Consider the following 26,171-nt stretch of genomic DNA (forward strand, 5'->3'; position numbering starts at 1 on the left):
TGTTATGAATTATCAAATTATGTTGCGAGTGATATGTGGCTTGTCTGTCCTCATCTTTTGTTCATGTAATAAATTTTTAGAAGAGAAACCTGATATTTCATTAACCGTACCCGAAAGTTTGGAAGATGTAAGGGCCCTACTAGATAATGATGATGTTTTAAACATGGTAGCCCCTCCATTACTGGAAATGGGCACAGATGATTATTACCTGGATGATATTGTATTAACTAATTTAAATGACACCTACCAAGGTATTTACCTTTGGCGAGAGAACTATCCTGCGTTTGAGTTGTCTGGAGATTGGCAATTCTCGTACCGAGCGATTATGATTGCCAATATTGCAATGGAAACAGTAAAGCGATTGAAAGAAGAAAATAGCGCTGAGGGAAAGGTGTTAAAAGGTGAAGCTTTATTTCTTAGAGCATTTAATAACTACAATTTAGCACAGATCTATACGCCTTTAGGTAATGAAACGATGGATAAAAGGCTGGGGATTCCGTTGCGGTATTCATCCGATTACACAGAGCCCATTTATAGAACTACTTTGGGAGAAACTTACGGAGCTATTTGGGATGATCTCTATGCATGTGTTCAATTATTGCCAGAGGTCTCAACGCAGTCAAATAGACCATCGAAAGTTGCTGCATATGCATTGATGGCCAGAATATCTTTAGCTATGGATGACTATGAAGAGGCTGAGAAGTATGCTAATCAGGCGCTGGCGATATATTCGTCATTGCTCAATTTAAATGAGATTGATGTAACCAAAAATTTTCCTTTTCCATTTTTACATAACGAAATAATATATCTTGCATTTAGTAATAAGAATAGTACAATAGTCAATGACAGAATTTCTATTGATAGTGCTTTTTATAAACAGTATAATGATTTTGATCTAAGAAAACAAGCTTATTTCTATAAAAAGGACAACGGTGAGATCGGTTTTAAAGGGAATTACGCGGGGGCTCAATTTTCAACTTTTTTCGGCGGATTGACAACTGCAGAACTGTATCTAATCAGTGCCGAATGTGCTGCCCGAAGAGGGGATCTGCAAGTAGCATCGAAACAGTTGAATACCCTTCTCGAATCGAAATGGAGCAGAGGCAATTTCGTACCCTTTTTATTCTTTGATAATAAAAGTGCTCTAGCTAAAATTTTAGACGAAAGACGCAAAGAGCTGTTATTTAGAGGAGTAAGATGGAGTGATATTAAAAGATATAATCGTGATCCAAATTTTAGATTAACACTTGTTCGCAAAAATGATCAGGGAGAGGTTATTGCAAGCTTACCGGCTTTGGATAAACGTTTTTATTGGCTTATCCCTGAAGATGTGATCAGGTTAAGTAATATAGAACAAAATGAAAGATAAGTATTAGAGAAAAAATGGACAGATTGAATGATCTGTCCATTTTTCCTAACTTAGAGATCAGTTAGAATGATCGTAGAGAAGTAACAGTCTCGTTTGTACTTGGGCTACCAATAGTAGGGATAGCGCTATTAATTCTACTGGCCACACTGTTGCCTGGTGTTACTTGATGCGACATGTTGGGCTGACCTGGATTGCTCGTGTCTTCTGGAGCCAAAACAATACAAATTGTTTGTTCTACTCCGCCGCAGGGCTCTGAACTATATTCAGAATATTTGCTTGCATCTAATTTTTCGCTGTTCGACGTTCCATTAAAATGCCATTCTTTTAGTTCTGGATCTGTCTTGACCACTTGCATTTCCTCATTTTTCGTAAAGGCATTTGCTCCTAATACCATTCCTGCTGCCACGACACACACACTTGTTGCGCCGATGGCTCTTTTTAATAATGTTCTCATATTGCTATTTTTTTAATAGACAGCTGCAAGCTCAACTGTTGTTTTTATCATGTCTCGGCAATGTGCTCTTTTTGTCCTATTATTCCGCAGGGGAATCTGTATATCTGGTATGTCGCAATTCCGAGAGATGCTATCCCTTTCTGGGTCCTATTCTTCTTTTTTTAGAACTTCTGAAAGGCAGTTGAATACCGCATCTGTTTATATATCAAATGTCAAGCATTTTATTGTGGTCTGCTGGATGCACAACTGCTACATATTTTGCGCGGTTTTCCATATTGATGGATGCATATATGATGCTTTTTACGGAATTCGCCGGTTTGCGCGCTGGATCGTACTACGAGAGATGGATAAAAGCATCGCCATTTCGCGTTGCGAAAGGATAGCTCGGAGCATCGGCATATCACGGTAAAACCGGAGATAACGCTCTGATGGATTTTGGATAAGGGATAGCCGCCTGAGCTGAACGAGCTGCTTTTTCTTTTTACTGTGGAGTACATCGACCAAAACCGCCACTTTAGCGTCTTTTTTCTTGTATTTATGTACCGTCTCATATGGTAATGCGAGGATATGGCTTGGCCGTATACCAACGATATGTCCCTGACTGGGACGGTCTGAATATAAATGCTCCGTAGTCGTCAGAGCCATGCCGGGGAGAGCGACGGAAAAGATTTTATCTGTTTCAGACGCGTCATTTTCATAAATGCGGGCAATCAATCCACCACACACGATGTAAACATTTTTTTCTCGGCTTCCTTCTTGATATAAAACTCCCCGAGTCGAAACTTGGTGATAGGTGCTATGGTCTAAAAGCCAATTGAAATGGGATCTTTTTATTTTGGCATATTGACTCCAATACGTGAGCAGCTGCTCTACAGCCTGCTGATGTAAGACGGTATGTTTTTTCATTGATTTTGTTGTTAGATGGTTAGGTGGTTAGAGAGTTAGATGGTTAGACCACTCCGTCACTCGTCACTCGTCACTCGTCACTCCATCACTCGCTTATTAAAAGAAAAATTAGTCTATAATAATAATTGCCGGTTGAATTGATGAAAATATTTCTGAATAGGTGTTTTTATAGGGTGAATGCGGGGGTTTTAAAAGGTTAACTGTTTTCTGCTAATTTTTAAATGTCAAAAAGTTTGAACATGATATTCCTTTATGGGATTAGTTGACTATTTTGTTGCAGTAACACTTGTAAAACGTGTTTTTATAATAAAAGATAATTTTGTCTTTTATTATTTAGTTCTTATCTTTGTTTCCATGAAAATGGACATTCAGAATTTGGAAGATATAAAAGTATTGGAGCTTTCATCTGATGAATTTGTATTTGATGAAATTTATCGTTTTGGAGAAATGTCGGACCCGGGCCGTGGACGTATTTTGTTTGCTATTTCGTCTCCGATGTACCATATAAAGGAATCTGTAATTCATAGTTTTGGCGCTGATTTTGGTTATTGTTCTTCCAAATGGGTACAATATTTATATCAATCCAAGACAATAATCTAATATGGGTTTTTTTTCAAAAACATGTGAGTATGCTTTGAGAGCCGTATTTTATATCGCCAGTAAATCTCAGGATGGACAACGTGTAGGTATAAAAGAAATTGCCGAGAATATTAATTCACCAGAGCATTTTTTGGGGAAAATATTGCAAAAATTAAGTCGGCAGGATATCATATTATCAGCTAAAGGACCTAATGGGGGCTTTTACATGGATACAAAAGGGCTAAATCGACCCATAGCCGATATCATTAGTGCTTTAGAAGGTGATGATATATTTACGGGCTGTGGTATGGGCTTAAGTTACTGCTCAGAAAGCAACCCTTGTCCGCTACACCATGAATTTAAAAAAATTCGTAACCAAATGACGCACATGTTGCATATGACCTCTATTGGGGCATTTAATACCGAATTACTCCATGGAACATTAACACTGAATAAATAATTTTTTTAATCAAATAAAAGACATTTTTATCTTTTATTAATACTTTTTATAACATGACAAACGAGCAAAAACAATTGGTAAAAGCTACTGTACCTGTATTGAGAGAGCATGGTGTATTATTGACCACACACTTTTACAACCGGATGTTTCAGCACAATCCCGAATTAAAAAACATGTTTAATATGGGAAATCAACAAAATAGTAAGCAACAAACTGCTTTAGCAATGGCTGTGTTAGCTTATGCAGAAAATATTGAAGATCCTTCGGTATTGCTACCTGTAGTAGGCAATATTGGTCATAAACACACGAGTCTTGATATCCGACCAGAACATTATACGATTGTAGGTAATCATTTAATAGCATCTATTCAAGAAGTTCTCGGCGAAGCGGCTAGCCCAGAATTGGTAGATGCTTGGACAATTGCTTACCAACAACTGGCGTTATTAATGAGCGGCCATGAACAAGGTTTGTATAAAAAGCATACGGAGCAAAAAGGTGGTTGGACAGGTTGGAGACCTTTCGTTGTAAAACAAAAAGTAGTAGAATCAGCAGAGATCACTTCATTTTATCTTTACCCTGCTGATAACGGTTCTGTAGAAAATCATCTTCCAGGACAATATATTAGTTTGCGTTTATTTCTTCCTGAATTACAATTATTACAACCACGCCAATACAGTATTTCAAGTGCTCCTAATGGCCAATATTATCGTATATCTGTAAAAAGAGAAGCGGGTAGCCCATATCCCGATGGTATGATTAGTAACCGTCTTCATGACTATATTAACCCAGGCGATATGGTAGACCTTTCAGCACCTGCTGGTACATTTGTGTTAAATGTAGCAAGCGATTCACCAAAAGTTTTTATCAGTGGGGGCGTGGGACAGACGCCTTTGTTATCTATGTTTGAGGATTTAACTTCAAATAAAAACATCAATGTGCCAATAACTTGGGTACATGGTTGTAGAAATGAAGAAGTACATGCTTTTAAAGATAAGATTAATGAAATAACTGCTGTAATTTCCAATATCAATCAGCATATCTTTTATGAACAAGTGAAAGAGGAACAAAATGACAAATACGAAGGTTGGGTTGATCTTGAAGTGCTAAAAGATAGCATACTTGAAAGTGAGACAGAATATTATATTTGTGGACCTGCTCCCTTCATTAAAAAACATTATAATTTTCTAATAGAAAACGGTGTGCAAAAATCGGTCATCTATTTTGAGGAATTTGGACCAGCATCATTGCAGTTGAATTAAGATGATCAGTAGCCGACAGCAAACGACTACTGTCGACTACAAACGTTTAATAACCGGCTAATATTTTTAGTTTTTATCATATTTGGTTATCTAATTAATGATTTAAATAAACCATATTATTATGAAAAAAACAAAAAGTAACTTAGGTAAGTATGTTGGTTTTAGTGGAGACTGGAGTTTTAAATTTTATTTTGGCAGGGAAGAAAATAAGCCGATTTTAATTGGGTTTTTAAATGGGCTCTTTGAGGGAGAGAAAGTTATTCAAGATCTTCATTATCGGCCAGTGGAGCAGGATGGCGATCTTGAAAATGAACGGAAGGTTATTTTCGATCTGTATTGTACCGGCATTGATGGTGAGCATTTCATTATTGAGATGCAGCAGCTTTATCAAGATTTTTTTAAGGACCGAACCGTTTTTTATACATCCAGGCTGATCAATAAACTTATTCCCAAGGGCTATAAGGGAAATACATATGAACTTCCCGAAGTCTATTTTATCGGTATTTTAGAGTTTGAATTAGGAGAAACAGAACCCGGAAAGTATTTTTACGATGTTGCCCTCTGCGATAAGCAGAGTAATCGTGTTTTTTATGAAAAGCTTGGTTATAAGCTGTTGGTATTACCAAATTTTAATAAGGATGAGACTGATATCAAGACGGATATGGATATGTGGCTATATCTATTGAAAAACATGAGTAAACTTGATAAAATACCGGATTTTTTGGATAAGCGGGTATTTGGTCTTATCTTTGACATAGGCGAAGTCGCAAAATTAACACCGGAGGATAAGATGGCATACGAAGCAAGTTTAAAACATAAGCGTGATGCAGAGAATACCTATGCTACTGCTCAGCGTCTTGGTCATGATCGAGGTTTAAAAGAAGGTTTAAAAGAGGGTATAAAAAAGGGTTTAAAAGAAGGTCTTGCCCAAGGCGAGCAAAAAAAAGCCATGGAGACAGCTTTGAAATTTAAAATGATGGGTTTACCATTAGAACAAATTGCCGAGGGTACCGGGCTTACCATCGACGAGATCGAAAAACTAAAATAAATCAAATAGATCATATAGATAAACCTATAAAGCCATTCTGGCCAGAATAGCTTTATAGGTTTTATACCATCCTTACCGTATCCGTTAATGAAACTAATCCATTATTTTCGGGCTTTTAAAACAGTACTCATCATAGACTATGATCGTTACCAGTACCCATACCATCGAGGGCAGAGAAGTCCTGTATTTTTCCGTTACTACTTTTGAATATTTCTTTTTCCCAGCGCTTCAATAGGGTAAATTCTTGCGGTTTTTCCTCAGGCTCCTTCGGAAAGGGCAATCTACAAAAACAAGGATTTTTTAACATTCTGATCCTTTGATCTGTCATCATCTACATTCATTTTCATAAAAAAAGACTTCAAAATTTTTGAAGTCCTTTTTATAATTATTATAGGTAGATGAATAATCAAATGAGTGGAACAATATCTTGTTAGTAAAAGATATTGGTATATCATATCTATTTATTGGAAAGCTTTTTTCTGAGAATAGTAAAAACTGAATAATATGTACCGCTATTACCGTTCTTATGTAGAAGATCCAATCCGATGATAGATTCAAATTTACTAAAAAGTATTACATAACACAAGTTAATATAGGTTATTATAGCCTATTTGTTTACTTAACCTTCTGTCAGCAGTTCTATAGCGCTCTGTTACAGCTCGCTGAGGTAACCGATGACGGTACGGTCTGGTGGCAAATGTGCTTCATCAGGAGATATTGCTGTTATTTGTTTTTTTAAAGAAGATCGAGAATGCATCTACATTAAATAATTTTTGGTTACTTTTTTTATGATATGGCGTTGACTGCAGCCGCAGGTTTTATGATTTTTAAAGCTATGGAAATTGATCTCGTTGACATATTTGTTTTTCAAAAGTTGATGATAAAACGTTAAAAATGTTTCATATTCCGTTTGAAAAGAGAGGTAAAGATGGTTGTAGTAGAAATCATTCCAATCTTTTTATTAAAAGAAAAACCCGTAACATCAAGTTACAGGTTTTCTTTTATAAGCCCCATTATGAATAGCATCCTATGCATACTTAAATATAGTCATAAATAGTATAAGTATCAAATACGGTTAAAAATATCGTTGATTTTGAATTTTGTTTAGGTCAATTTTGGATGTCGATTACAATCACATTAAAAAAGGATAGGCTCTTGTCTATTAATAATTATTGGATATAATGGTAGAGACCAATATTTTGTATCATCGGATTTAATCTGCTTTCAAGTATTTTTAGGCGAACATGTTTTCCTTTGATGGTGTTAAATTGTAAAATTCTTCTTGAGCCTATTGTTGTTCCAGATGCAACTTTAGTCCAAGCATTATTTTGTAGCACCTCCAGCTCAAATTTCTCTACACGCTGTCCATATTTTATAAACTCTGAAATATCGAGCAGATTAAATTCTTGCTCTTTTCCAATGTCAAATACAAAGGTTGCAGTATCCACTCCTTTTGTTGTCCAATATTGACCTGTTTTCTCCTTTTTTGTTATAATTTCCTTATGCTGATTGATGAGTTTCGCAGAAGTTGTTTTCAACAAATTATTAGCAAAAATTTGATCTCTTAAATTTTTCCACCCAATAAGCGCCTGTTCATCCTTTTCGTGAATGAGACCATCTTGTGATGGAGGGATATTCAGTAATAATACACCATTCTTGCCGACAGAGTTAAAATAAATATCCAAGAGCTTTTCGGGGCTCTTTACTTGGTCATTTTGATTTTCATGGAAAAACCAGCCCGGTCTTATGGAAACATCTGTTTCGGCAGGATACCAAACTAATGCTTCTGCTTTTTCGATCTGACTTCTTGATCCTAAATCGCTATTTCTCATGTCACCTTTAGGTTTTATAGTCATGTCCTGCTGCGATTCACCTGCTACGGCATCCTGTCTGAGCGCAGCAGTTGGTACGACAGACCACTCTGTATCTCTTCCATAACCTGTCTCTGTACCTACCCACCTGACATCTGGTCCCATCACGGCGATGACGGCTTCGGGTTGAATGGCTCTTATGGTCTTATAATACCTTTCAAAATCGTACTCTTGTTTTTTGCCATTTGGACCTTCTCCGTTTGCACCGTCAAACCATACTTCATCTACTTGGCCATATTGTGTCAATAATTCTGTCAGTTGTTTGACAAAAAAATCATTATAAGCTTCTGTTCCGTAAACGGCTTCGTGTTGATCCCAGGGAGATAAGTAAACACCAAATTTTACACCATGTTTACGACAGGCATCGGATAATTCTTTCATAACATCGCCTTGACCATTTAAATAGGGTGAGTTTTTAATGGAATGTTCAGTTGTGGCTGTTGGCCATAAACAGAAGCCATCATGATGTTTTGCTGTTAAGATCAATAGTTTTATCCCTGCTTTTTTAGCAATTTTTACCCATTGTTCGGCATCTTGTTTTTTAGGGTTAAATAATTTAGGATCTTCTTTGCCATCTCCCCATTCTTTACCGGTAAAAGTATTGATCCCATAATGTATAAATCCGGTTACTTCAAGCTCTTGCCATTTAAGTTGACGTTTGGTAGGTCTTACATGTGCCGCTTTTCTGATGATGTCTTCTTTTGTATCCTCAGGTTTTAATTCCACATAATTCTGCTGTGCAAGTGTGATTGATGCAAGACAAATAAGCCCGCATAAAATCGGTATTTTGATGTTTTTCATTTTTGTTGATACTACAATCACCATACTGCAGAAATGCAATATGGTGATTTAATTTTTGGGATTAGCTTAATTATTTTGCACCTTGATTGGCCATTAATGGCCATCCCGGATTTTGGTATATACTTGACGATTCCGGTGAACCGTCTGGTGAAGTTATGGTAAAGTGGCTCATAGCAATTGGATTTAAATAATGTGCACTGATCCATTTATACCCGTCGAGGACTAAATTGGTTGCCGCTAAGTTGATGCGGTAAGGTCTAAGATAATTGCTTTCTGACTTTAAGGAAACATTACCCGTTTTTCCGGGAGTATTAGGCGGTATCAATGTTGAAACTCCTTTTTCATCTTTGTACCAGTCTTGCATAGGTCCCCATATTTTCATGCCTTCAACAATATAAGGTTTAGCCGCCAATTGGTCCAATGCTCTCCAGCGTTTTAGATCGGCAAACCGCATGCCCTCTGCCACTAATTCCAAACGTCTTTCTCGTCGGATATTATACAAAACTTTATCCGATAATAATTGTCCCGCAGAGTACGCCCCAAAATCACCTTTTGCTTCCATATTCATATCGGTATTATTGACCGTGTTCATATAATCGGGATTGACACCAGCACGCTCCCTGATTTGCGTCCAGTATGCCTGCGCCTTAGCGTTGACCGAACCATTTTTAAGGTAGCTGGCTTCGATATAATTTAAGTAAGCTTCAACGGCCCTGAATACAATAGATCCGGTAGTGGTGGTTGCACCTTCGGATTGTGCGATCAGGTAACTGAACCCTTTCTTAAGAGCATAACCTGTTACATATCGAGTTTCAGCAATACCTAAAATATCTGGGTTTCCCTCAACGATATCTTGTCCATTGGTATTCTTTCGGTCGGTGTAGCTTAACTCTCCCGGAGCTTTCATAAAGATCTGTAAGCGGTTATCGCGGTCAATTTTTACATCGCTGATTACATTATCGCCTTTATATCCTGAATTTGCAGCATAAATCGGTAATCCGTTTGCCATGGTGAAATTTTCCACTAATCCTTTTGCATATCCCGAATTCCCTGCATTTCTGTTCATGTAATGATTGACAGTATGCGTAACATTTAAGGGTAGGCTATATTGCCTCCAAAGAAGCACTTCACTATAGGCATTTAGGTCAAAATCACCAAACATTTTGAAATAAGGATTATTGGATGAGTTAAAGCCATTATCTTTGGTATTGTTGACTAAAGCTACTCCATCTGCTACCAACTGCGCAGACTCCATAGCCTGTGTCAAGAAGTAATCGATTTCCTGATCGATATTCATGGCGAAATTAGGATTTGATTGTGCTCCTGGCCATCCTGGTCCTCCGGGAACTAAAGCAGTTCCTTTATGGTATTTCAGCCAGGTAGCTTCATGCAGTGCCACTCTAGATTTTAACAATAGCGCTGCATTTTTGGTGATACGGGTTTTCCCGGAAGCAGTTGTTGTACTCAGCAAAGTAATGGCAGAATCGAGATCTGCGATGATAAAACGAGCAACTTCATTTCGGGGTTTGCGCACAGAGATGGCGGTTAATTCCTCTAGATTATCTTTTACGGTATTTTTTAAGATAGGAAAATCTCCCAATGCTTGTACTTTGTTGAAGTATTCGTAAGCCCGTAAGAAATAGGCTTCACCGATATAATGCTCAATATTGAGTTTATTGCCGGTGATGCTGTTACTTTTCCATTTGGGTACTACCGATTCGATGAAATAATTGACCTGACGGATATTCGTAAAATCCCAGTCTCCACCTGTAGCGCCTACTCGCCATTCGCCAGGTACCCAACGTGTCGCATAGCCCGAAGTCACTTGATTGTCTGTCCCGTTATCATTGGCAAATGTACCCAATCCCCAATCTCTATGTGTCGGAAAATTGTAACGGGTAATGGTATATGCAGCGAGATCAGCTTCAGTATTTAAATACTCTGACGGTGTTACATCGGACAAAGGTGCTCTATCCAAATATTTATTACAGGAGAATAATGTACTCAAGACAAGGACACCTGCAAATAATTGTTGTATCTTATTTATATAGCTTTTTTTCATTATTCAAATCATTAAAAATTCACACTTAGTCCAAAAGAATAGATGGTTGAGAACGGGTAGGATTTACCATCGTTCCAGCCGCCTAAACCAACCGTCTCCGGGTCAAATACTTTTGCCATTTTTGTAAATGTCAATAGATTCTCTCCGGAAGCATATACACGGATTTTTGACAGTCCGATCTTTGATAGTAATGCTGGATGGAAGGTATAACCGATCTGTGCATTCTTTAAACGCAGATAAGCGGCATTCTGTAAGTAGCGTGTCTGGGTCTGCTGATTTTTTTGTGTGTTGAAGTACGGTCTTGGTAGGTATGCATCTGTATTGACACCTAACACATCATTTTGTACCATCACTGAACTTTCGTCTCTGAAGAAATCCATATTTTCCTGGAAACCTGCCGATTGCCACATACCGCCATTGGCACCCCAGAAATATGGTCCATTAGGCACGTGGTCCCGTTTCCCAATTCCCTGAAGAAATACTCGGACGTCAAATCCTTTATAAGCTGCAGTAAGATCTAAACTGTATCTAAAGCGGGGCAGGCTATTGCCGATAATACTCAGATCACCTGGATTGGTCAAGGTATTTGCTCCGTTGTTGACCTGTCCATCTCCATTTTTATCCATATACATGACATCTCCTGCTTGCCATTTGGTAGCAAAGGATTGTTTGGTATTGGCAATGTGTGCATCCATCTGCTCTTGTGTCTGTGCGATACCCAGCGTTGTATAACCCCAGATCTCCCCGTTCTTTTTACCATTATACCATTGGGTAAAATTTCCGGTTGAATTCGGGTATTTTGTGATGGTCTGTTGATCGTCTGATAACACGGCACGTACGCCATAATTGAAATCTCCGATATCGTCTTTCCAGGAAAGTTCTACTTCAAATCCTTTGGAATACATTTCTGAATTATTGATGCGAGGTACCGCTGTTCCCAGAATCGCAGGTAGATCGGGTGCTGGACCAATCATGTCATAAGTATTTCTTTTATAGATATCAAACGCGAGTCCTAAACGATTGTTGAGGGCAGCGACATCCAATCCCAGATTCCAGCTCGACACACGTTCCCAGGTTAAAGAAGAGGAAATTAAATTTGGAGCACTTGCCGAATTTGGTTTCACACCATTGAGTAACCAGCTTCCTTGTCCAGCTGTAACCGGCATGATGGAATAGAAAGGATACCAGTTGTCTGTTCCCTGATTACCCAGCTCTCCGTAAGATCCTCTAAGTTTGAATAACGATATTTCAGATTTTAAAGGCCAAAAGGCTTCGTTGGAGATATTCCAGCCTGCAGAAAATGAAGGGAAGAGATTCCATCGTAAGTCGGTTGGAAATCGGGATGAACCGTCATAGCGGGCATTTAATTCCAATAGATAGCGGTCTTTATAGCTATAGTTGACCCGGCTAAAAAATCCTGCGATAGCCCAATGTTGATAACCACCATTGGTTTTCGGGTCTAATGTTGCGGTATTTAAAGTAGGGATATCGTCCGTGATCAAACCGCTCATACTTCCCCCTAGCGTTCTGTACTTATTCAATTCTGAATTGAATCCTGCTAGAACGGTAAACTGGTGATCTTCGGCAATATTGAAACTATAATCTGAAAATAAATTGGTACTGAAGTATTCATCTTTTCGCGCAGTTTCCGCGACACTGGTTCCTCCAGCACTGTTGTAACCGACTGGTACAAGGAAAGGTTCTTTGTTTACAGCATAAGCATAAGCTTTTAGGATTTCGCTGTGATCATTTCTATTGGTGATTCTGTAATTGACATTACCGGTGATATTCCAGCCTTTGATCGGTTGATATTTTAACTGAATCTGCTGGTATAAAAAGTCTTTTTGATAGTTGGTGCGTCCTCCGTCCAGTAATTGATTTATTTCTGAAGGCTCTGAAAAGAATCCATTATCATCGCGTACAGGAACTGTTGGCCAGCGTCTGGCAATATTGTGATAATAAAGATCATTCATATGCGTCGCTTTATCAAAATCTTCTCTTACAAACCGGGTATTTGTCAATAGATCTAGTTTATCGGAAATTTTGATATCTAATTTTGTAGCAAATGAAAAACGTTTGAAATTATCGTTAGCATATTTATTGAGACCATCCTGATCCATATAATTCAGTGAAGAATAATATTTAACACGGTCTGATCCACCGTTCACACTCATGGTATGTTCATGTGAAGTGGAGAAGTTTTTGTAAAATTCTTCAAACCAGTTGGTATTGGCGTTCGATCCCGTATAGTATTGCCATTTTCCATCAGCCCCTGCTGTGGAGACTGTACTGATTTCGCCATTTTGGTAGGCAATGATTTTATCAAGGACAGTTTGTGAAAATTTGGCAGCTTCGCCATCATTAGCCGCAACTTCATTGTAATAGTAAGCAAATGTTTTAGAATCCAACATCGTTGGTAAACCTCTTGGTGCACTTAGCCTGATATTATTGTTGTAATTGACCACCGGTTTTCCGATTTTTCCTGCTTTTGTTGTAATTAAAATAACACCGAAAGGAGCTCTAGATCCATATATCGCGGCTGAAGCTGCATCTTTTAGAACCGAGATATTTTCGATATCCTGCGGATTTAGCGCATTCATATCACCTTCCATTCCATCGATCAATACCAATACAGATGAAGTGGAGCCCACACCAATTGTACCTGCTCCACGGATATTGAGGCTCATGGTTTGATTGAGTTCGCCTCCAAGTCCTGCAGTCTGTAAATTTAATCCAGGAACCATTCCCTGTAGGGCCTGTCCTAAGTTTTGCACGGGTCTGGATTCGAGTTGCTTTGCGCTTACTGTAGAGACGGAACCGGTTAAATTTATTTTTTTCTGTGTTCCATAGCCGACAACCACGACTTCATCCATGGCTGAAGAGTTTTCTTCCATGATGAAATTCATCTGAGAACCCGCTGGCTTTTCTGAAGTAGTATGGCCTACATAGCTAAAAACGAGTATTGATCTAGCGTCTTTAACAGATAATTTAAAGGTCCCATTTTCACTGGTTGTGGTCGCGTTGCTTGTTCCTTTCTCTTTGACAGTCACACCGGCTAAAGGTTTGTTGTTTGCATCTGTGATACGACCTGAAGCAATGGTTTGCTGTTGAATAGATACAGTTGGCGTTGTCTTTGTGTTTTCGTTTTTTGGCGTGATTAAGAGTGTTTTTCCATTCAATTCGTAATCAAAGGGTTGATTTGCAAATAATAAAGTCATCGCCTGTTGCAACGAAAGCTTGTTGAAGTCGATAGAAATCAGTTTAGCATGATTAATTAATTCGGTATTGTATACCAAGTTATACCCGGTTTGTTTACGGATACTGGATAATATTTCTTTTAAGCGTGCATTTTTTACATTTATGCTAATCTCTTGAGAGAAGACATTAGCAGAGACTTGTAAACCTGCGATAATTAATAAAGTTGTTATTTTCATTTTCAGGAAAAAACCATGACATAATATTGTAGAGATCCGATTCAAAAAAATGAATAACAATTCCCTACAATGCATCAGAATATTCATACATTTGTTCATTAGGTTAGTGATTAGTAGTATTTTAAGTTTGTTTCATTACCCTTTTTGATAGGGTCCAGCTGCATGGCCGTGCGGCTGGATTTCTTTTTTAGATTGTTGTTTAGTTGTTTTTTATCATAAGCTTTTTATTAATTGGTTGAATCGGTTATTGTTTTACAGCATGGATCATCTGCTCATTATACTGAAATGTAACAGGTCCAGTTTTTTCCAACATTTTTAGTACATCTGAAAGTCTTACATGCTTTGATATCTGCAGGGTATAGTGCGTATTGGGAAGTGAGTTGTAATCTACTTGTACATTATACCAGCGCGATATAGCACGTAATATGGTAGACAATTTTTGATCTTCAAAATGAAAATCACCATTTTTCCAAGCCATTATTGCTGCTATATCAGCCTCACTTTGTTTAGAAATACCAGAGGTATTATTGGTCGTTACACTAAAGTTTGGCTTCATCAATATGGTTTGGTTTTTATTATTTAGAGCGCTTATTTCGACCTGACCTTCTAGGAGCGTGGTTTGTGAATAGGCTTCATCTTGATAGGAATTGACATTAAAATGAGTTCCTAATACGCGTATTTCTTGCATTTCGTTCTGTACGATGAAAGGGACAGTTTTCTTTGCGACTTCAAAATAAGCCTCTCCTTTCAAGTGAACTTTTCTTTGTTTTTTAAAGTCGACATTATAGGTTAAAGAGGATTCCGAATTTAACCAAACATGTGTACCGTCAGGAAGTATAACTTGATATTGCCCACCTCGAGGTGTCTCAATCGTATTATTGCCCATAGCATTTGTGTTCTGTTCATTTCCAATGATATAGACAAGCTGTCCACTCTTATTTCTTTGGATCGTCAAACCTTGTTCTCTTGATATGGTGTGTGCATGGATGTCAGCCTCCTCCAAGGAGATAACTTTTCCATTTGCCAATCTTAATATCGCCTTATTTTTACCAGGCAATACATTTTCAGCATTATTCGCGATTTGCTGGTACGTTGTTTCATTCCATCTTTGATAATTATACGTGATACCCGACAGTGTGATCAATACAGCTGCTGCTATGGCCGCCCAGTGCCTCCAGTTGTAAACCTTTACTTGATGAGTTCCGATACGATTTTCTATCTTTGATAAGATTTCAAGCCTAAGATCCTCAGTAAAAAAAGAATCATCCAAATGTTCATGATGGCGATATGTCGCATGAAATTTGGATAATAGTTCCTCCTCTTCAATAGATGTTTCGCCATTGAGGTATTTATCTAATAAGGTTAGAAATTCTTGTTTTCTCAAAATTTAAGGTTATTTATATATAAGAGTAAATAAGGGATGGCTATCCCTAGTCAATTATTTATTTTTTTTATCGATTGATTAAAAAAAGTATAAATAGCTCTATACTGAGTGTTTTTCCCAATTGACTACGCAAGTAAACTAATGCATTGGCAATGTGATATTCGACAGTTTTAGTACTTATAGCCAATTTTTCTGCAATTTCTTTATGAGTGAGATGCTCCAAGCGGCTCAATTTAAATACTTCTTGGCAACGTGAGGGTAGCTCTTCTATGATCTGGTCTATTTGCTGTTGCAATTCTTTATATTCCATGAGTTCCTCATTGGAATTATCTTCCAACGTATCAATAAAATCCAATATATCATCATTAATAACCTGTTTTCTAAGCTGCCGCAGTACTTCATATTTAACAGCTGCATAGAGGTATGATTTTAAAGATAGTTTTATGAAAAGTTTTGAACGGATTTCCCAAAGATTAACAAATACCTCTTGTATGACATCATTGCATTTTTCATGATCTTGGAGTATCCGAAAACTAGATTGATATAGATATTTCCAATACCTATTATAAATTTCAGTAAGTGCCGAATGTTTGCTCTCCCTTAACTGAGCTAATAGCTCGGCATCCCCATTTGGAGTATTTTTCATAAAATTTGGTAGACTAATGGTACAAGATATATAATTACCTTGCTAAAAACAAATTATGTATGACATAAATTGTTTTTAATTTATCTCGGATATCTATTTGATAGTTAGTTTTTTATGGCAGGTTTAGGTTTTTATGGATGATTATAAGATAAGAAGACAGAAAGTTACCTTCAGTAGGATGTGTATTGGTGGGAGAAAGCTGGGAATTGATGGAAGGAGAATATGAGCTTCGGCGTTTAAAAAAGGCCTAATCAATTGATCAGGCCTTTTCTATAGAAGATTAAATTAAGATTAGTTTGCAGTCAATGCTACCGCATTTAATGGTCTTGATGTACCATCGGGACCTACAGCGACGATATTATCAAAGATAACACGGGTGCCCGGTGTGATACCGTTTAAGGCAGATGCCATGCTGGAGCTCAATTGATTGCCTGAAGTAGACAATACAATCGCATCAGCACGAGGCTTTGCGATAATCATCGTAAATTTAGTCACTTTAAAGTTAGCGTCAAAATCAAAATTATCCAATTTTGCAAAGATGGCATTCTGTGCTTTTAGGGCTACGGTAGCCATGGAACCACCGGTTTTGCCTGCAAATTTTGCAATGGGATCGGGGATACGTTTGACACGGAATTCTGTCGTGCTCAAAGTCTGCATCTTACCAGGTGCTACTTCTGCGGCGATCGAGATCCGTGCGGTACCTGGCGATGATACCCGCGCAATGTATTTACCGCCCGATCCAGATAGGCTTCCACCGGTCATACTCACTTTTACTTTATCTGTCGGCGTACCAGCTGCTGAAACCGATAATGGATTGTCCACGCCGATATACAAGACATTCATCTTGTCGGGAGATACCACTGCGGATGGACGTGCGACCTGATAGGTCTGTGTCGCCGTGCGGTACTCTTTCATCGAACCATCCGTCTGTTTCACCTGTATCACGCCTGTCCAAGAAAAGATGCCTTCTTTGCTTGTCGATACATGGTAAACTCCCTTTCCATCGACAATCTGTAATGGCGATCCATTGACACTGATGGCCGGTTGGGATTTGGAATCTGAAGCGGTCAGAAATACTTCAGCTTGATAAGGTTGTCCTTGTACCAAGTAGGAGGTAGGTGCTACTGCAACAGCTGCAAATTTGTCTAAGTTAACAACCGCCTGATCCATTTTTCCCAAGATTAATTTCACCACATCCGATTCCGCATTTTGAGCGTCCGTCTGGATTTTGGTTAAGATCGTCATGGCTGCAGTCAGGGGTGTGCCGCTTCCGAAATTAATCTCTTCCCAAGTTTTCTTGCCATTGACAGATTTTTCAGGATCTTTTGCCTCTAATGAAAAAGAAACACTTTTTTGTTCTTCAGGACTTAATAAGGCCAAGAGTTTTGCCCGGGTCTCATTAATTTTATCCTTAAGCACGGTTCCTTTTTTCTCATTGATCATGAGATTGGGCGATATATCTTCGTTTTCTCTTTTGACAAGATCTCCTTTTTCTGGATCAATGCCGCCACCTTGTTTGGTGAAGTCTTCTTTTAATGCATTGATATAGGTATTCAGCTCACCGATAATGGATTGTGCTTTTTTAGCTTTATCATAGATGGGTTTTGCACGGGCAGGCTCCTCTTTCAATTTGGTACTTTCAAATGCCGCAAACAATTGCTGTACAGCCGTGTTGACATTGGAGCGTGATGTTTCGAGACTATTGTTGATGTTCTTAAATGCATCCAAGATGGTATCGGGTACATTCAATGCAAGTAATGCAAGTAGTACCAGATAAAGAATGCTGATCATTCTCTGTCTTGGAGTTTCTCTTCCTAATGCCATTTTTAGTGATTTATATGATACATGGATGATTAAACTCGTGGCTGGTTCATAGCACTTAACATATTGCCATAGATGGCATTTAAAGCGTTTAGGTTTTTGGCCAACTTGCCCACTTCTTCTTTGAATGCCTTGGAATCATCTAACGATTCATTGAAGTTTTGCATGGTATAATTTAAATTCTCGTAAAATTGGTTCATCGATTTTAAGTGCGAAGCAGAATCTTGAAGTTCGCGCTCGTACATCCCGTTTAACTGCTGCAAATTGGTGGTCAACTTACTCACTTGCTCGTGGTAACTGGTCGTATCTGCAGAAGAATGGGACATCTGTACCAAATTGGCCGATGCCTGCTCAAAAGCGAGACTCATGCTATCAAATTTGGATGTTGCTAATTTCAGTTTTTGAGTAAAATCTTCCGTTGCTAGGGAAACATCAGAAATTTTATTGATCGCCGACATCTTCTCACTGAAATCACGTAATCCTCTTCCTAAATTGCCGATACTGGTCTCGTCAATATTTGCATCTGCAAACATTTTATCCAAAGCGACAGTTGCTGATGGACCGGTAGGGCTATGGACAATCGGGGCACCACGTACTGGAAGTTCTCCCGTATAATTTTCATCCAATTCGGGATAGACGCGGCTCCAGTCTGGTTCTGGTGCAGGTGGATTGAAACCCATTAGAAAAAATAAGATAGCTTCAACTCCCAATCCGATTCCGATCATATAGTTGGCATAAGATCCTCCAATATGCAGGATCTTAAAAAGTACGCCGATGATCACGATACTTGCTCCCCAAGAAATGGCGACGTTCAACCATTTCGAATTGTCTTTTTTCTTACTCATAGTTTTTAATTTTTAAGCTGATTATGCGAAATTGATATTATAAAAGTAACAATTGTTGATGTCATTTGTTAGGGCAATTTTCAAGCCTAAATTGCGGATCCCATAAAAAGTAGATTATTTTTTTATATAAAAATTCTCATATAAGAAGATCTTCCATGATTATTGCTGAATAGGAATGCTTTTATTCAACACAAGTAAGATGGTTAAAAATCTCCGTATAAAGACTTAAAGCTTGACCGGAGACCTATACTAAACACCCCTGATTGATGCGTGACCGGTGTATCATAATGGATCTTTTGATAACGCTGTGTATAGCCGACTTCAAGACGGAGGCTATATTTTGGATTGAGTACATAGGCTGCTTTTGCATCTGCGTATATAACCTGACTTTCTATACCTTGACCAATGTGATTTCCATAACGCTCTGGAAATGTAAGATAGGACTGAAAAATGTTACCTCCCATATTTGTGCCATCTTCAGGGTCTAAACCTTTTTCATTGTAATTAAGCTGCGCTGAAAAGTCAAACCGTTTCCACGAGTAATTCGCAATTCCTATTATTTCTCTAAAATTTGCACCTAAAGGATGTGCTAAAGGTTCTGCATGATTACTGTAATTGGATCCTGTATTAAAATGGGCATAGGTATAAGGCCGAGTAGTATTATATTCTATTAAAAAGTTTAAGTTTTTCACAGCAAATAAATTATGACCTCTCACACCAAATTGTGCGGCCCATTTGTTATGTATATATCCTTTTCCTCCGAAAAATTCCTTAGCGGTGAATTCTCCTAGTAAAAATTGGCCATAAGCTGTAATGTTTTGTAAAACCTTATATTTAGAATTCAATCCTAGAAACATTTTATCCGGAGAACCACTACTATTTGATTCAACAGGACGTAAAAACATCACCGGATTGATGTAGGTGAAATCAAAACCTCGGGTTCCTGCGGCATCACGATTCGTCCAAGTTATGGCTTGGAAAAAACCAATGGATAAGCGATTGGTCGCATTGTAATCAATGTATTGGAAGACACCCCACTTTTTGCCATCACCATACCGATTGGTTGCAAATAGCTCTTCTGGACGTTTATGGGTTGGATCGTTCATATATGCCCATATAGAAGTGTATTGCACATTGCCAATGGTACCACTTAATTTTAAATGGGTATAATTTGTGGAAAAATCGGAAAGTAATAAGGAACGGTATCCGTCACCAATAAAGTTTTTGTCGTATGCAGCAGTAGCCTGAAAATGTTTGCTAAAGGCATAGGTTAGACTTGCAGTGGTATTCCACCAGTCTTTTTTATTTCCAGAACGATCATCAAAGGATCCCTGTCCAGTAACAACTTCACTCTCATTGATATAGTCGTCTAGGTATTGAGGGAATACCGCTTGATTTTTCGTTAAATTGGTATAGAAAGTTAATTTTTTTCCATAGGTAGCTCCAGCTTGAAATCCAAGAGAATTCATCCAAGTGCGACGTTTATCGCCTAAGCGGTCTTTTCCTAACGTGATATCGGGTAAAAAGTCGACGTAAATACTATAATCGTCCTGATCTACCTGCATGAGGTGCTCATTAAAAAGCTTGCGCAACAATAGATTGTCTGATGAAATACGTTGATTGGACTGTATGGAATCAAAGGTGACGAGCAGTTCATCAGTAAAAAGGTAGGGTTTGGAAGATGTATGTAATCTCGTATGTGGTGAATACAGCACAGCATTCATTTTCTGGGAAAATGAATAAGAATAGGGCTGATTCTTTACTTGTGCCTGTACATCATGCTGAATGAATAGGGCTTGTCCGATTAGACCAGCTAATGCGATATATTTTAAAGTACATTTTTGTGTCATGAGCGTTGAAAAACGAGGAATAACAAATTTTATACCACGACTACAAAATAAAGCTTAAAAATTTATATAGTTGAATTTAAAGTTATAATTATATGAATCTATTAGCTTCGATGTAGGGTTTAACATCACTGTTTTAATTTTTATTGAATCATTCCCATCTGTGTACTGTTCATAGAAAGTTTTTGATAATAAACTTTCTAAGGGCTTATTTCTATGGACGCTGTGCTTAGCAACTGTGCTATATACATGAACGAGTTGTTATGATTAGGAACTAGGACTGGAGATGAGCGGTGTTGCACAGGTACAGTATCGTATCATAGTTTCAGAAGATGCGAATATCACCTCGATCGTCTATTGCGACCAGCACCAAACAGAAACATGGACCGGAAATTTTGGTTCTTCATGGACCAGGGAGCTAGTCAGCAACAACGAAGAGCAAACCATCATGCTTGTAAAGGCGGATGGACTATCGGAAGAATCGATGTTAAAATCCCATATGATCAAAGAAGACACAGTGCTCAAAGTGAGTTGCGTGTCTGGTAAATATTTGACTATTTAGCTGGTATTGAAATACTTGTAAGAAGCGTAGATCACTTTTTAGTCCTTTAACTTATTGCTAGGCTTCGAATTACTGCGTATTCTCTTTTTTATGTTTATCCTTACAGTATTTAAAAATTATTAACCTATATAGCCACCACTGCATAAGCTAATTGAAAAGGAGTTTTGCTTAAAACTAAGCTAAAATGATGATAAAAACTGCTCAGTACATATTTGAGTTTTTGCACGCTCTTGATGCTTATTCAACATCTTATTGCTCAATCCGTGCAAGGACTGATCACACCTCTGAATATCTTGATTATTTGAAGGGAAAGAATTGGCATGGTGGTTAATCCTATTTCACGACTCGGATATCAATCACTGTGAATAGTCTGATCGCTCTAGGGATTAATATTGTGAAAGTATTTGGTCCGTAACATGGTTTCCGTGGTGATGCAAAGACTGGATTGATGGAAAGCGAATGGATTTTTCAATAATTATTGGATGTACAGCAATTATGGCTTTAGAAGTTATATACTCAATGTAGAAAAAAAGAAGGCTGAGCATGAAAAAGCGATTGCCGTTGAGTTAGAGTTTAAAAAAATGGGTCTACTTAGCCGATATTGCTCAAGGTACAGGGCTTCCCACTGAAGAAGTCGAAAAATTATAAAATGATGCTATAATATACAGAGAGCCGATTGGGATGACCATTTGGCTTTTTTGCTATAGCTTCATCTGCTTTTTACTTTCATTGGTACCATTTCAACCCTTATCACTCACTTTCATCTCCATGAGCTGGGTTGGGTCATAAGTCAATTACTGGACGATCACCAACTCCCTAGAATTTTTTTTATACGGTCATGATACGGCTTGAAAGCAATTCATCATGTTGATATTATGGTTTTTACAAGCTCTTTCTTACCTTTATTCTGTTCTGCTTGGTCAACCCTCTTTTCTTTCGGAAACGTAACCAAGTTAAGGTTTAAGCCATGCTCCGTGGTCGTCAGAACCATGCCGGGGAGAGTGAGGAAATGATTTTATCTTTTTTAGCCGCTTCATCTTCATGAATGTGCTAATCAATCCCGCACACACGATTTAAATATCTTTTCTCGGCTTCCTTCTTTATATAAAACTATTCGAGTCGAAACTTGGTGATAGGTGCTATGGTCTAAAAGCCAATTGAAATGGCATCTTTTTATTTTGGCATATTAACTCCAATACATGAGCAGCTGCCCTACAGCCTGCTGATGTAAGTTGTTAGGGTTTTTCATTGATTTCGTTGTTAGTGGGTTAGAGCGTTAGATGGTTAGTTATCCACCGATTGTGAATAAATGTTGTGGATTTGTGAGTTGGAGGTTACGGCTATAGGGAAATGTTAATATTTTGTGGATAACTTGTTTATTTATGTGGATAACTATACTGCAACTCATCCAGGTGTATATTGGCATAAATTTAAAATTCTGTTTTTTGTCCAGTTATGAACAATTGATGTGTATTCATAAGCTCCATGTGGAAAAATGGAGTGTTTGTTCTTTTGTGGAATACGTTTTCCACATTTTTTCGTCACTTGTTCATTTCGTCACTTGTCACTCGATTATTAAAAGAAAAATTAGTGTATAATAATAATTGCACGCGGAATAAATAAAAATATTTCTGAATAGGTGTTTTTATAATGCGAACCTAGGCTTTTTAGGAGGTTAAATATTTTAAGGCTTTTTAAAGCTTGTATATCGAGATGTGATGTGTTTTGGGAAATTATTTTCATCAACTGCGATCGTATGTTGAATTTAGGGTAAATGCAAGGGTCCTAAATAAACGATTATCGGCGCCAGATAATCGATGGTATTACTAATTATTAATGAAAAATCATGAAAAAATAGCATGTATCCTGATCCAGATCAACCCACCTAAAGGTATTCCTGATAGGGCTGGCTGATTAATAGTTTTAATTCAAAAGAACGATAAAACTTTTAACGATCCTGATGGCGTAAGTTTTCGATAGATGATGAAAAATATCGACATCGGATCAGTATAAATTTGTATTGATCTAAAAAATAAGTATATTAATGATTTGTTAAGATAATTTCGTGTTGTCTGTAAACCTATTTTAAACTTTTTGTTATGCTCGAAAAACGTATCGTCTATCGCTTTCCCTGGTATGCTGTACTCGTTCTGATAACGGGTTATAGCGCTGTATTCTATCAGGTCAACTGGGATAGCTTTGTTGATCTCCCTTTTCTACAATTTTTGTTTATTGCCATCGGATATAGCGTTATATTTCTAGCGGTCAGGTACTTTATGGTCGACAAGTACGGATATTTTCGGTCTGTTGTACAGATTCTGTGTGCTCTACTTGGCTTATACATACTGTATGTGCTGCTGATCGTGGCGCTATTGTTTTTACTGTCGAGACCATGGACGAGTTCGATCTATAATCCTGACCTCCCTATTTCTCTTGTGCAGGTGGCGCTGGGTGTGGCCGTTTTCTTTTTTAAATATAGTGTGTACGCTTTTATCCTGGTTTGGCTGGAGTCCTTCCAGCATGTTTGGATATGGATGGAAAAGCGGTTGTGCCTGGTGAAAAAGCTGCAGATCCGTAAGACAATATACCGTCGCGATGCCTCTAAAGGGGAGCTGCGTGCACTGGTCCGTGACGAGGTTGCGCACCTGTTGCGCAATTTGCTGCAACAGCTATATGCGTGGAATAACACGGTTTCTCAAACGAAAAAGCAACATGTGGATCGATTGCTGCACTATGTACTCGACGGCTTGTCGGATGAAAGGAATCATGTTGTGACACTGGAACAGGAAATGGAAGCGGTAGAAAGGCTTAACCAGATCTACCCCGGAAAGCAGGTGAGGCTGCAGTACCCGGATCGCTTGGCAGGCCATCTGGTACCCCGATTTATGCTGGTATCCCTTCTGCAAAACTGCCAGAAATATGCTCTGTATGATGGCTCGGCGTTGTTGGAGGTCCAGTTGAGCAGAAGCAGGATGGATATCCGAGTGTATAATAAAATCGCTCCAGCGCAAAATTGGGACAGCATGACGGGTGGAACGGGTATGAACAGGTGGCGCGATATGGTCAAGCATTTTTATGCCGGTGCCGCTGAGGTGGTAAATCAGGTACAGGAAGATCGTTATCTACTGACGATCACGATTGACTACACGAAATAAATTTGATAAATTATGCTGAAGAAAATTAGAGTAGGAATAATCGACGATGATCAAACCGCTATTGATTTTTTAAGTGCCTATATCGCCAAGACCGATGGGCTGGTAAAAGCTTTTGAAACCGTTGATCCACAAAAGGGATTGACAAAGGTGAAGACCGGTACCATCGATCTATTGATCGTGGATATGATGATGGCCAATCTTTCGGGTATAGAATTAATTGCGCAGATCAAAGAACTGCAACGGCCAAGCCGAAAATCCAGCCTAGGGATGCAGGTAATCATCTGCTCGGGCACCAATAAATATGCTGCCGAAAGCTATCATTATAATGTGACGGATTATATGTCCAAACCGGTTGAATATTCACGTTTTATAGAGGCTATTGATAAAGCCAAGCAACATTGGAAAATCAGGCATCCCATGCTGATACGCGATGAGCAGATTTTCCTGGTCAAGGTCGGTCATCAATACCACCAAAAAATGGTACGGATAGATGAAATTATATGTTTGGAAGCGGATGGTATGGATTGTAAGTTGTGGTTTGCAGATGACAAACTGGTCGTCGGAAAGCCCATGTCCTACGTCGTAGAGCGCTTACCTCGTGAACGCTTTATTCGATGTCACCGCTCCTTTGTGGTCAACACGGATTATATCGTTGATATTTTCACCAAGAAAATTAAGATGCGGTATTTGGCAAAGGAGGTGCTGGTCGGTGACCGAAGGATCTATAAGGAATTCAGTTTGTGGGAAATGTCCAATAAATTGTGATGAAACTCAATTCTAGGACAGTTCTTCGAGTGGATACCAGGCTCGTGAAGTCTTCGGATTGAATCGTACTGAAATAGGAGTGTTCAATCTTCACGGTGCGCCCACCAGGGAGTGCCTTAATCGTTTATGTTCTTGTATGATGCCCAGTCGCTATGTCCAAAATCAAGCTTATCGAACAGATGCAGGAGATTATGGCTCAGTATGTACAAGAGCAGCTGCAGGAAGACCTTAAACATTATCCTATTGAAGTTTTGCTGAATGAAATTATTCAACGTTTTCCTTTACAAAAGCACTCCGACGATATACATGCGCTGTTGAAGCAGCTGACTGATATCACGGTCAGATATCTAAACATCCCCGGTGTCATGATCAATGAGGTACCCGAACATGTCGATACAAAATGGGTCATGCAGACCCTGGGCATTACATCTTCCACTTTTTATCGATCGGTCAACAAAATCTTACTTTTTCCGGTCATCACAATCGGAAGCCGCCCGTATTACTTAAAGTCTGATGTCATTTTTCTATTTAACAGATCCAGAGGAAAGGGACCCTATATTTTTGGAAAGTTTGCTCGAATAGCAAGAAAGCAACAGTAGAGGACGATCAAAGTCCACACAATCTGTGATCACTTCTTGTGAATCTGTAGCCACCTCTTTCAAAGAAGGCGTCACTTCTTTGAAAGAGGTGGCTGCTTCTTTGAAATTTAGAGGTACTTCTTTGAAACAAGTGAATGCTGTAGGCTGACTGAATCTATTGCCGCACAAGATGTGACCACATGTTGGCAAGATCAAAGCCCTTCTTGCCAAGATGGGATCACTGCCGGTCAACAAGTCGTTGGTTTTTCCTAACAAGGGACTACTTGTTAGGAAGAAGTAGTCCCTTGTTCAAAAGTTGTTGTCG

Annotated in this window: 21 protein-coding genes; 10 read left to right on the forward strand and 11 right to left on the reverse strand. The window is 38.5% G+C overall.

Annotated elements, in window-relative coordinates:
- The first annotated feature begins 4 nt into the window (after positions 1–4).
- Positions 5–1,369: a RagB/SusD family nutrient uptake outer membrane protein gene (locus MUB18_RS06115; protein WP_248755295.1), complete on the forward strand. Its 1,365-nt coding sequence runs from the start codon at positions 5–7 to the stop codon at positions 1,367–1,369.
- A 61-nt stretch (positions 1,370–1,430) separates the two neighbouring features.
- Here MUB18_RS06115 and MUB18_RS06120 read toward each other — a convergent pair whose 3' ends face one another.
- Together MUB18_RS06120 and MUB18_RS06125 are read right to left on the reverse strand one after the other, a co-directional pair.
- Positions 1,431–1,823, reverse strand: a complete 393-nt coding sequence (locus MUB18_RS06120; protein WP_248755296.1) for a hypothetical protein — start codon at positions 1,821–1,823, stop codon at positions 1,431–1,433.
- A 300-nt stretch (positions 1,824–2,123) separates the two neighbouring features.
- The gene (locus MUB18_RS06125; RefSeq protein WP_248755297.1) at positions 2,124–2,729 is read right to left on the reverse strand and encodes a Crp/Fnr family transcriptional regulator; all 606 of its coding nucleotides are present in this window, start codon (positions 2,727–2,729) and stop codon (positions 2,124–2,126) included.
- A 360-nt stretch (positions 2,730–3,089) separates the two neighbouring features.
- Here MUB18_RS06125 and MUB18_RS06130 point away from each other — a divergent pair, with 360 nt between their 5' ends.
- The 4 genes from MUB18_RS06130 (at position 3,090) to MUB18_RS06145 (ending at position 6,075) form a co-directional block, all read left to right on the forward strand.
- Positions 3,090–3,329 carry a hypothetical protein gene (locus MUB18_RS06130; RefSeq protein ID WP_248755298.1) on the forward strand — a complete coding sequence of 80 codons (240 nt, stop codon included), beginning with the start codon at positions 3,090–3,092 and terminating at the stop codon, positions 3,327–3,329.
- A 1-nt stretch (position 3,330) separates the two neighbouring features.
- Entirely contained in the window at positions 3,331–3,768 is a 438-nt protein-coding gene (locus MUB18_RS06135; protein WP_248755299.1) for an RrF2 family transcriptional regulator, read from the forward strand.
- A gap of 53 nt (positions 3,769–3,821) precedes the next feature.
- Positions 3,822–5,027 carry an NO-inducible flavohemoprotein gene (gene hmpA / locus MUB18_RS06140; RefSeq protein ID WP_248755300.1) on the forward strand — a complete coding sequence of 402 codons (1,206 nt, stop codon included), beginning with the start codon at positions 3,822–3,824 and terminating at the stop codon, positions 5,025–5,027.
- Between the two features lie 121 nt (positions 5,028–5,148).
- Positions 5,149–6,075 carry an Rpn family recombination-promoting nuclease/putative transposase gene (locus MUB18_RS06145; protein WP_248755301.1) on the forward strand — a complete coding sequence of 309 codons (927 nt, stop codon included), beginning with the start codon at positions 5,149–5,151 and terminating at the stop codon, positions 6,073–6,075.
- 130 nt (positions 6,076–6,205) lie between these two features.
- Here the strand turns inward: MUB18_RS06145 and MUB18_RS06150 are convergent, their stop codons facing one another.
- The 9 genes from MUB18_RS06150 to MUB18_RS06190 form a co-directional block, all read right to left on the reverse strand.
- Positions 6,206–6,406, reverse strand: coding sequence for a hypothetical protein (locus MUB18_RS06150; protein ID WP_248755302.1), 201 nt, complete (start codon positions 6,404–6,406; stop codon positions 6,206–6,208).
- A gap of 838 nt (positions 6,407–7,244) precedes the next feature.
- Positions 7,245–8,747: an alpha-L-fucosidase gene (locus tag MUB18_RS06155; protein WP_248755303.1), complete on the reverse strand. Its 1,503-nt coding sequence runs from the start codon at positions 8,745–8,747 to the stop codon at positions 7,245–7,247.
- 70 nt (positions 8,748–8,817) lie between these two features.
- Positions 8,818–10,809 (reverse strand): RagB/SusD family nutrient uptake outer membrane protein, encoded by a 1,992-nt coding sequence (locus tag MUB18_RS06160; RefSeq protein ID WP_248755304.1) that lies wholly within the window; start codon positions 10,807–10,809, stop codon positions 8,818–8,820.
- 11 nt (positions 10,810–10,820) lie between these two features.
- Positions 10,821–14,243 (reverse strand): TonB-dependent receptor, encoded by a 3,423-nt coding sequence (locus MUB18_RS06165; protein ID WP_248755305.1) that lies wholly within the window; start codon positions 14,241–14,243, stop codon positions 10,821–10,823.
- Positions 14,244–14,487: 244 nt separating this feature from the next.
- Positions 14,488–15,627 carry a FecR family protein gene (locus MUB18_RS06170; RefSeq protein WP_248755306.1) on the reverse strand — a complete coding sequence of 380 codons (1,140 nt, stop codon included), beginning with the start codon at positions 15,625–15,627 and terminating at the stop codon, positions 14,488–14,490.
- Positions 15,628–15,694: 67 nt separating this feature from the next.
- The gene (locus tag MUB18_RS06175; protein WP_248755307.1) at positions 15,695–16,273 is read right to left on the reverse strand and encodes an RNA polymerase sigma-70 factor; all 579 of its coding nucleotides are present in this window, start codon (positions 16,271–16,273) and stop codon (positions 15,695–15,697) included.
- 291 nt (positions 16,274–16,564) lie between these two features.
- Positions 16,565–18,097, reverse strand: a complete 1,533-nt coding sequence (gldM, locus tag MUB18_RS06180; protein ID WP_248755308.1) for a gliding motility protein GldM — start codon at positions 18,095–18,097, stop codon at positions 16,565–16,567.
- Between the two features lie 29 nt (positions 18,098–18,126).
- Positions 18,127–18,939 carry a gliding motility protein GldL gene (gene gldL, locus MUB18_RS06185; protein WP_248755309.1) on the reverse strand — a complete coding sequence of 271 codons (813 nt, stop codon included), beginning with the start codon at positions 18,937–18,939 and terminating at the stop codon, positions 18,127–18,129.
- A 203-nt stretch (positions 18,940–19,142) separates the two neighbouring features.
- Positions 19,143–20,789 (reverse strand): gliding motility protein RemB, encoded by a 1,647-nt coding sequence (locus tag MUB18_RS06190; protein WP_248755310.1) that lies wholly within the window; start codon positions 20,787–20,789, stop codon positions 19,143–19,145.
- A gap of 283 nt (positions 20,790–21,072) precedes the next feature.
- Here MUB18_RS06190 and MUB18_RS06195 point away from each other — a divergent pair, with 283 nt between their 5' ends.
- The 5 genes from MUB18_RS06195 to MUB18_RS21840 all read left to right on the forward strand — a co-directional run bounded on the left by MUB18_RS06195 (position 21,073) and on the right by MUB18_RS21840 (position 26,015).
- The gene (locus MUB18_RS06195; RefSeq protein ID WP_248755311.1) at positions 21,073–21,348 is read left to right on the forward strand and encodes a hypothetical protein; all 276 of its coding nucleotides are present in this window, start codon (positions 21,073–21,075) and stop codon (positions 21,346–21,348) included.
- A gap of 2,099 nt (positions 21,349–23,447) precedes the next feature.
- Entirely contained in the window at positions 23,448–24,503 is a 1,056-nt protein-coding gene (locus MUB18_RS06200) for a hypothetical protein (RefSeq protein WP_248755312.1), read from the forward strand.
- A 12-nt stretch (positions 24,504–24,515) separates the two neighbouring features.
- Positions 24,516–25,268 carry a LytR/AlgR family response regulator transcription factor gene (locus tag MUB18_RS06205; protein WP_248755313.1) on the forward strand — a complete coding sequence of 251 codons (753 nt, stop codon included), beginning with the start codon at positions 24,516–24,518 and terminating at the stop codon, positions 25,266–25,268.
- A gap of 152 nt (positions 25,269–25,420) precedes the next feature.
- The gene (locus MUB18_RS06210) at positions 25,421–25,867 is read left to right on the forward strand and encodes a hypothetical protein (protein WP_045752262.1); all 447 of its coding nucleotides are present in this window, start codon (positions 25,421–25,423) and stop codon (positions 25,865–25,867) included.
- A 25-nt stretch (positions 25,868–25,892) separates the two neighbouring features.
- Positions 25,893–26,015 carry a hypothetical protein gene (locus MUB18_RS21840; RefSeq protein ID WP_262917513.1) on the forward strand — a complete coding sequence of 41 codons (123 nt, stop codon included), beginning with the start codon at positions 25,893–25,895 and terminating at the stop codon, positions 26,013–26,015.
- The last annotated feature ends 156 nt before the right edge of the window (positions 26,016–26,171 follow it).

It is taken from the genome of Sphingobacterium sp. PCS056 (assembly GCF_023273895.1).
Taxonomy (GTDB): Bacteria; Bacteroidota; Bacteroidia; order Sphingobacteriales; family Sphingobacteriaceae; genus Sphingobacterium.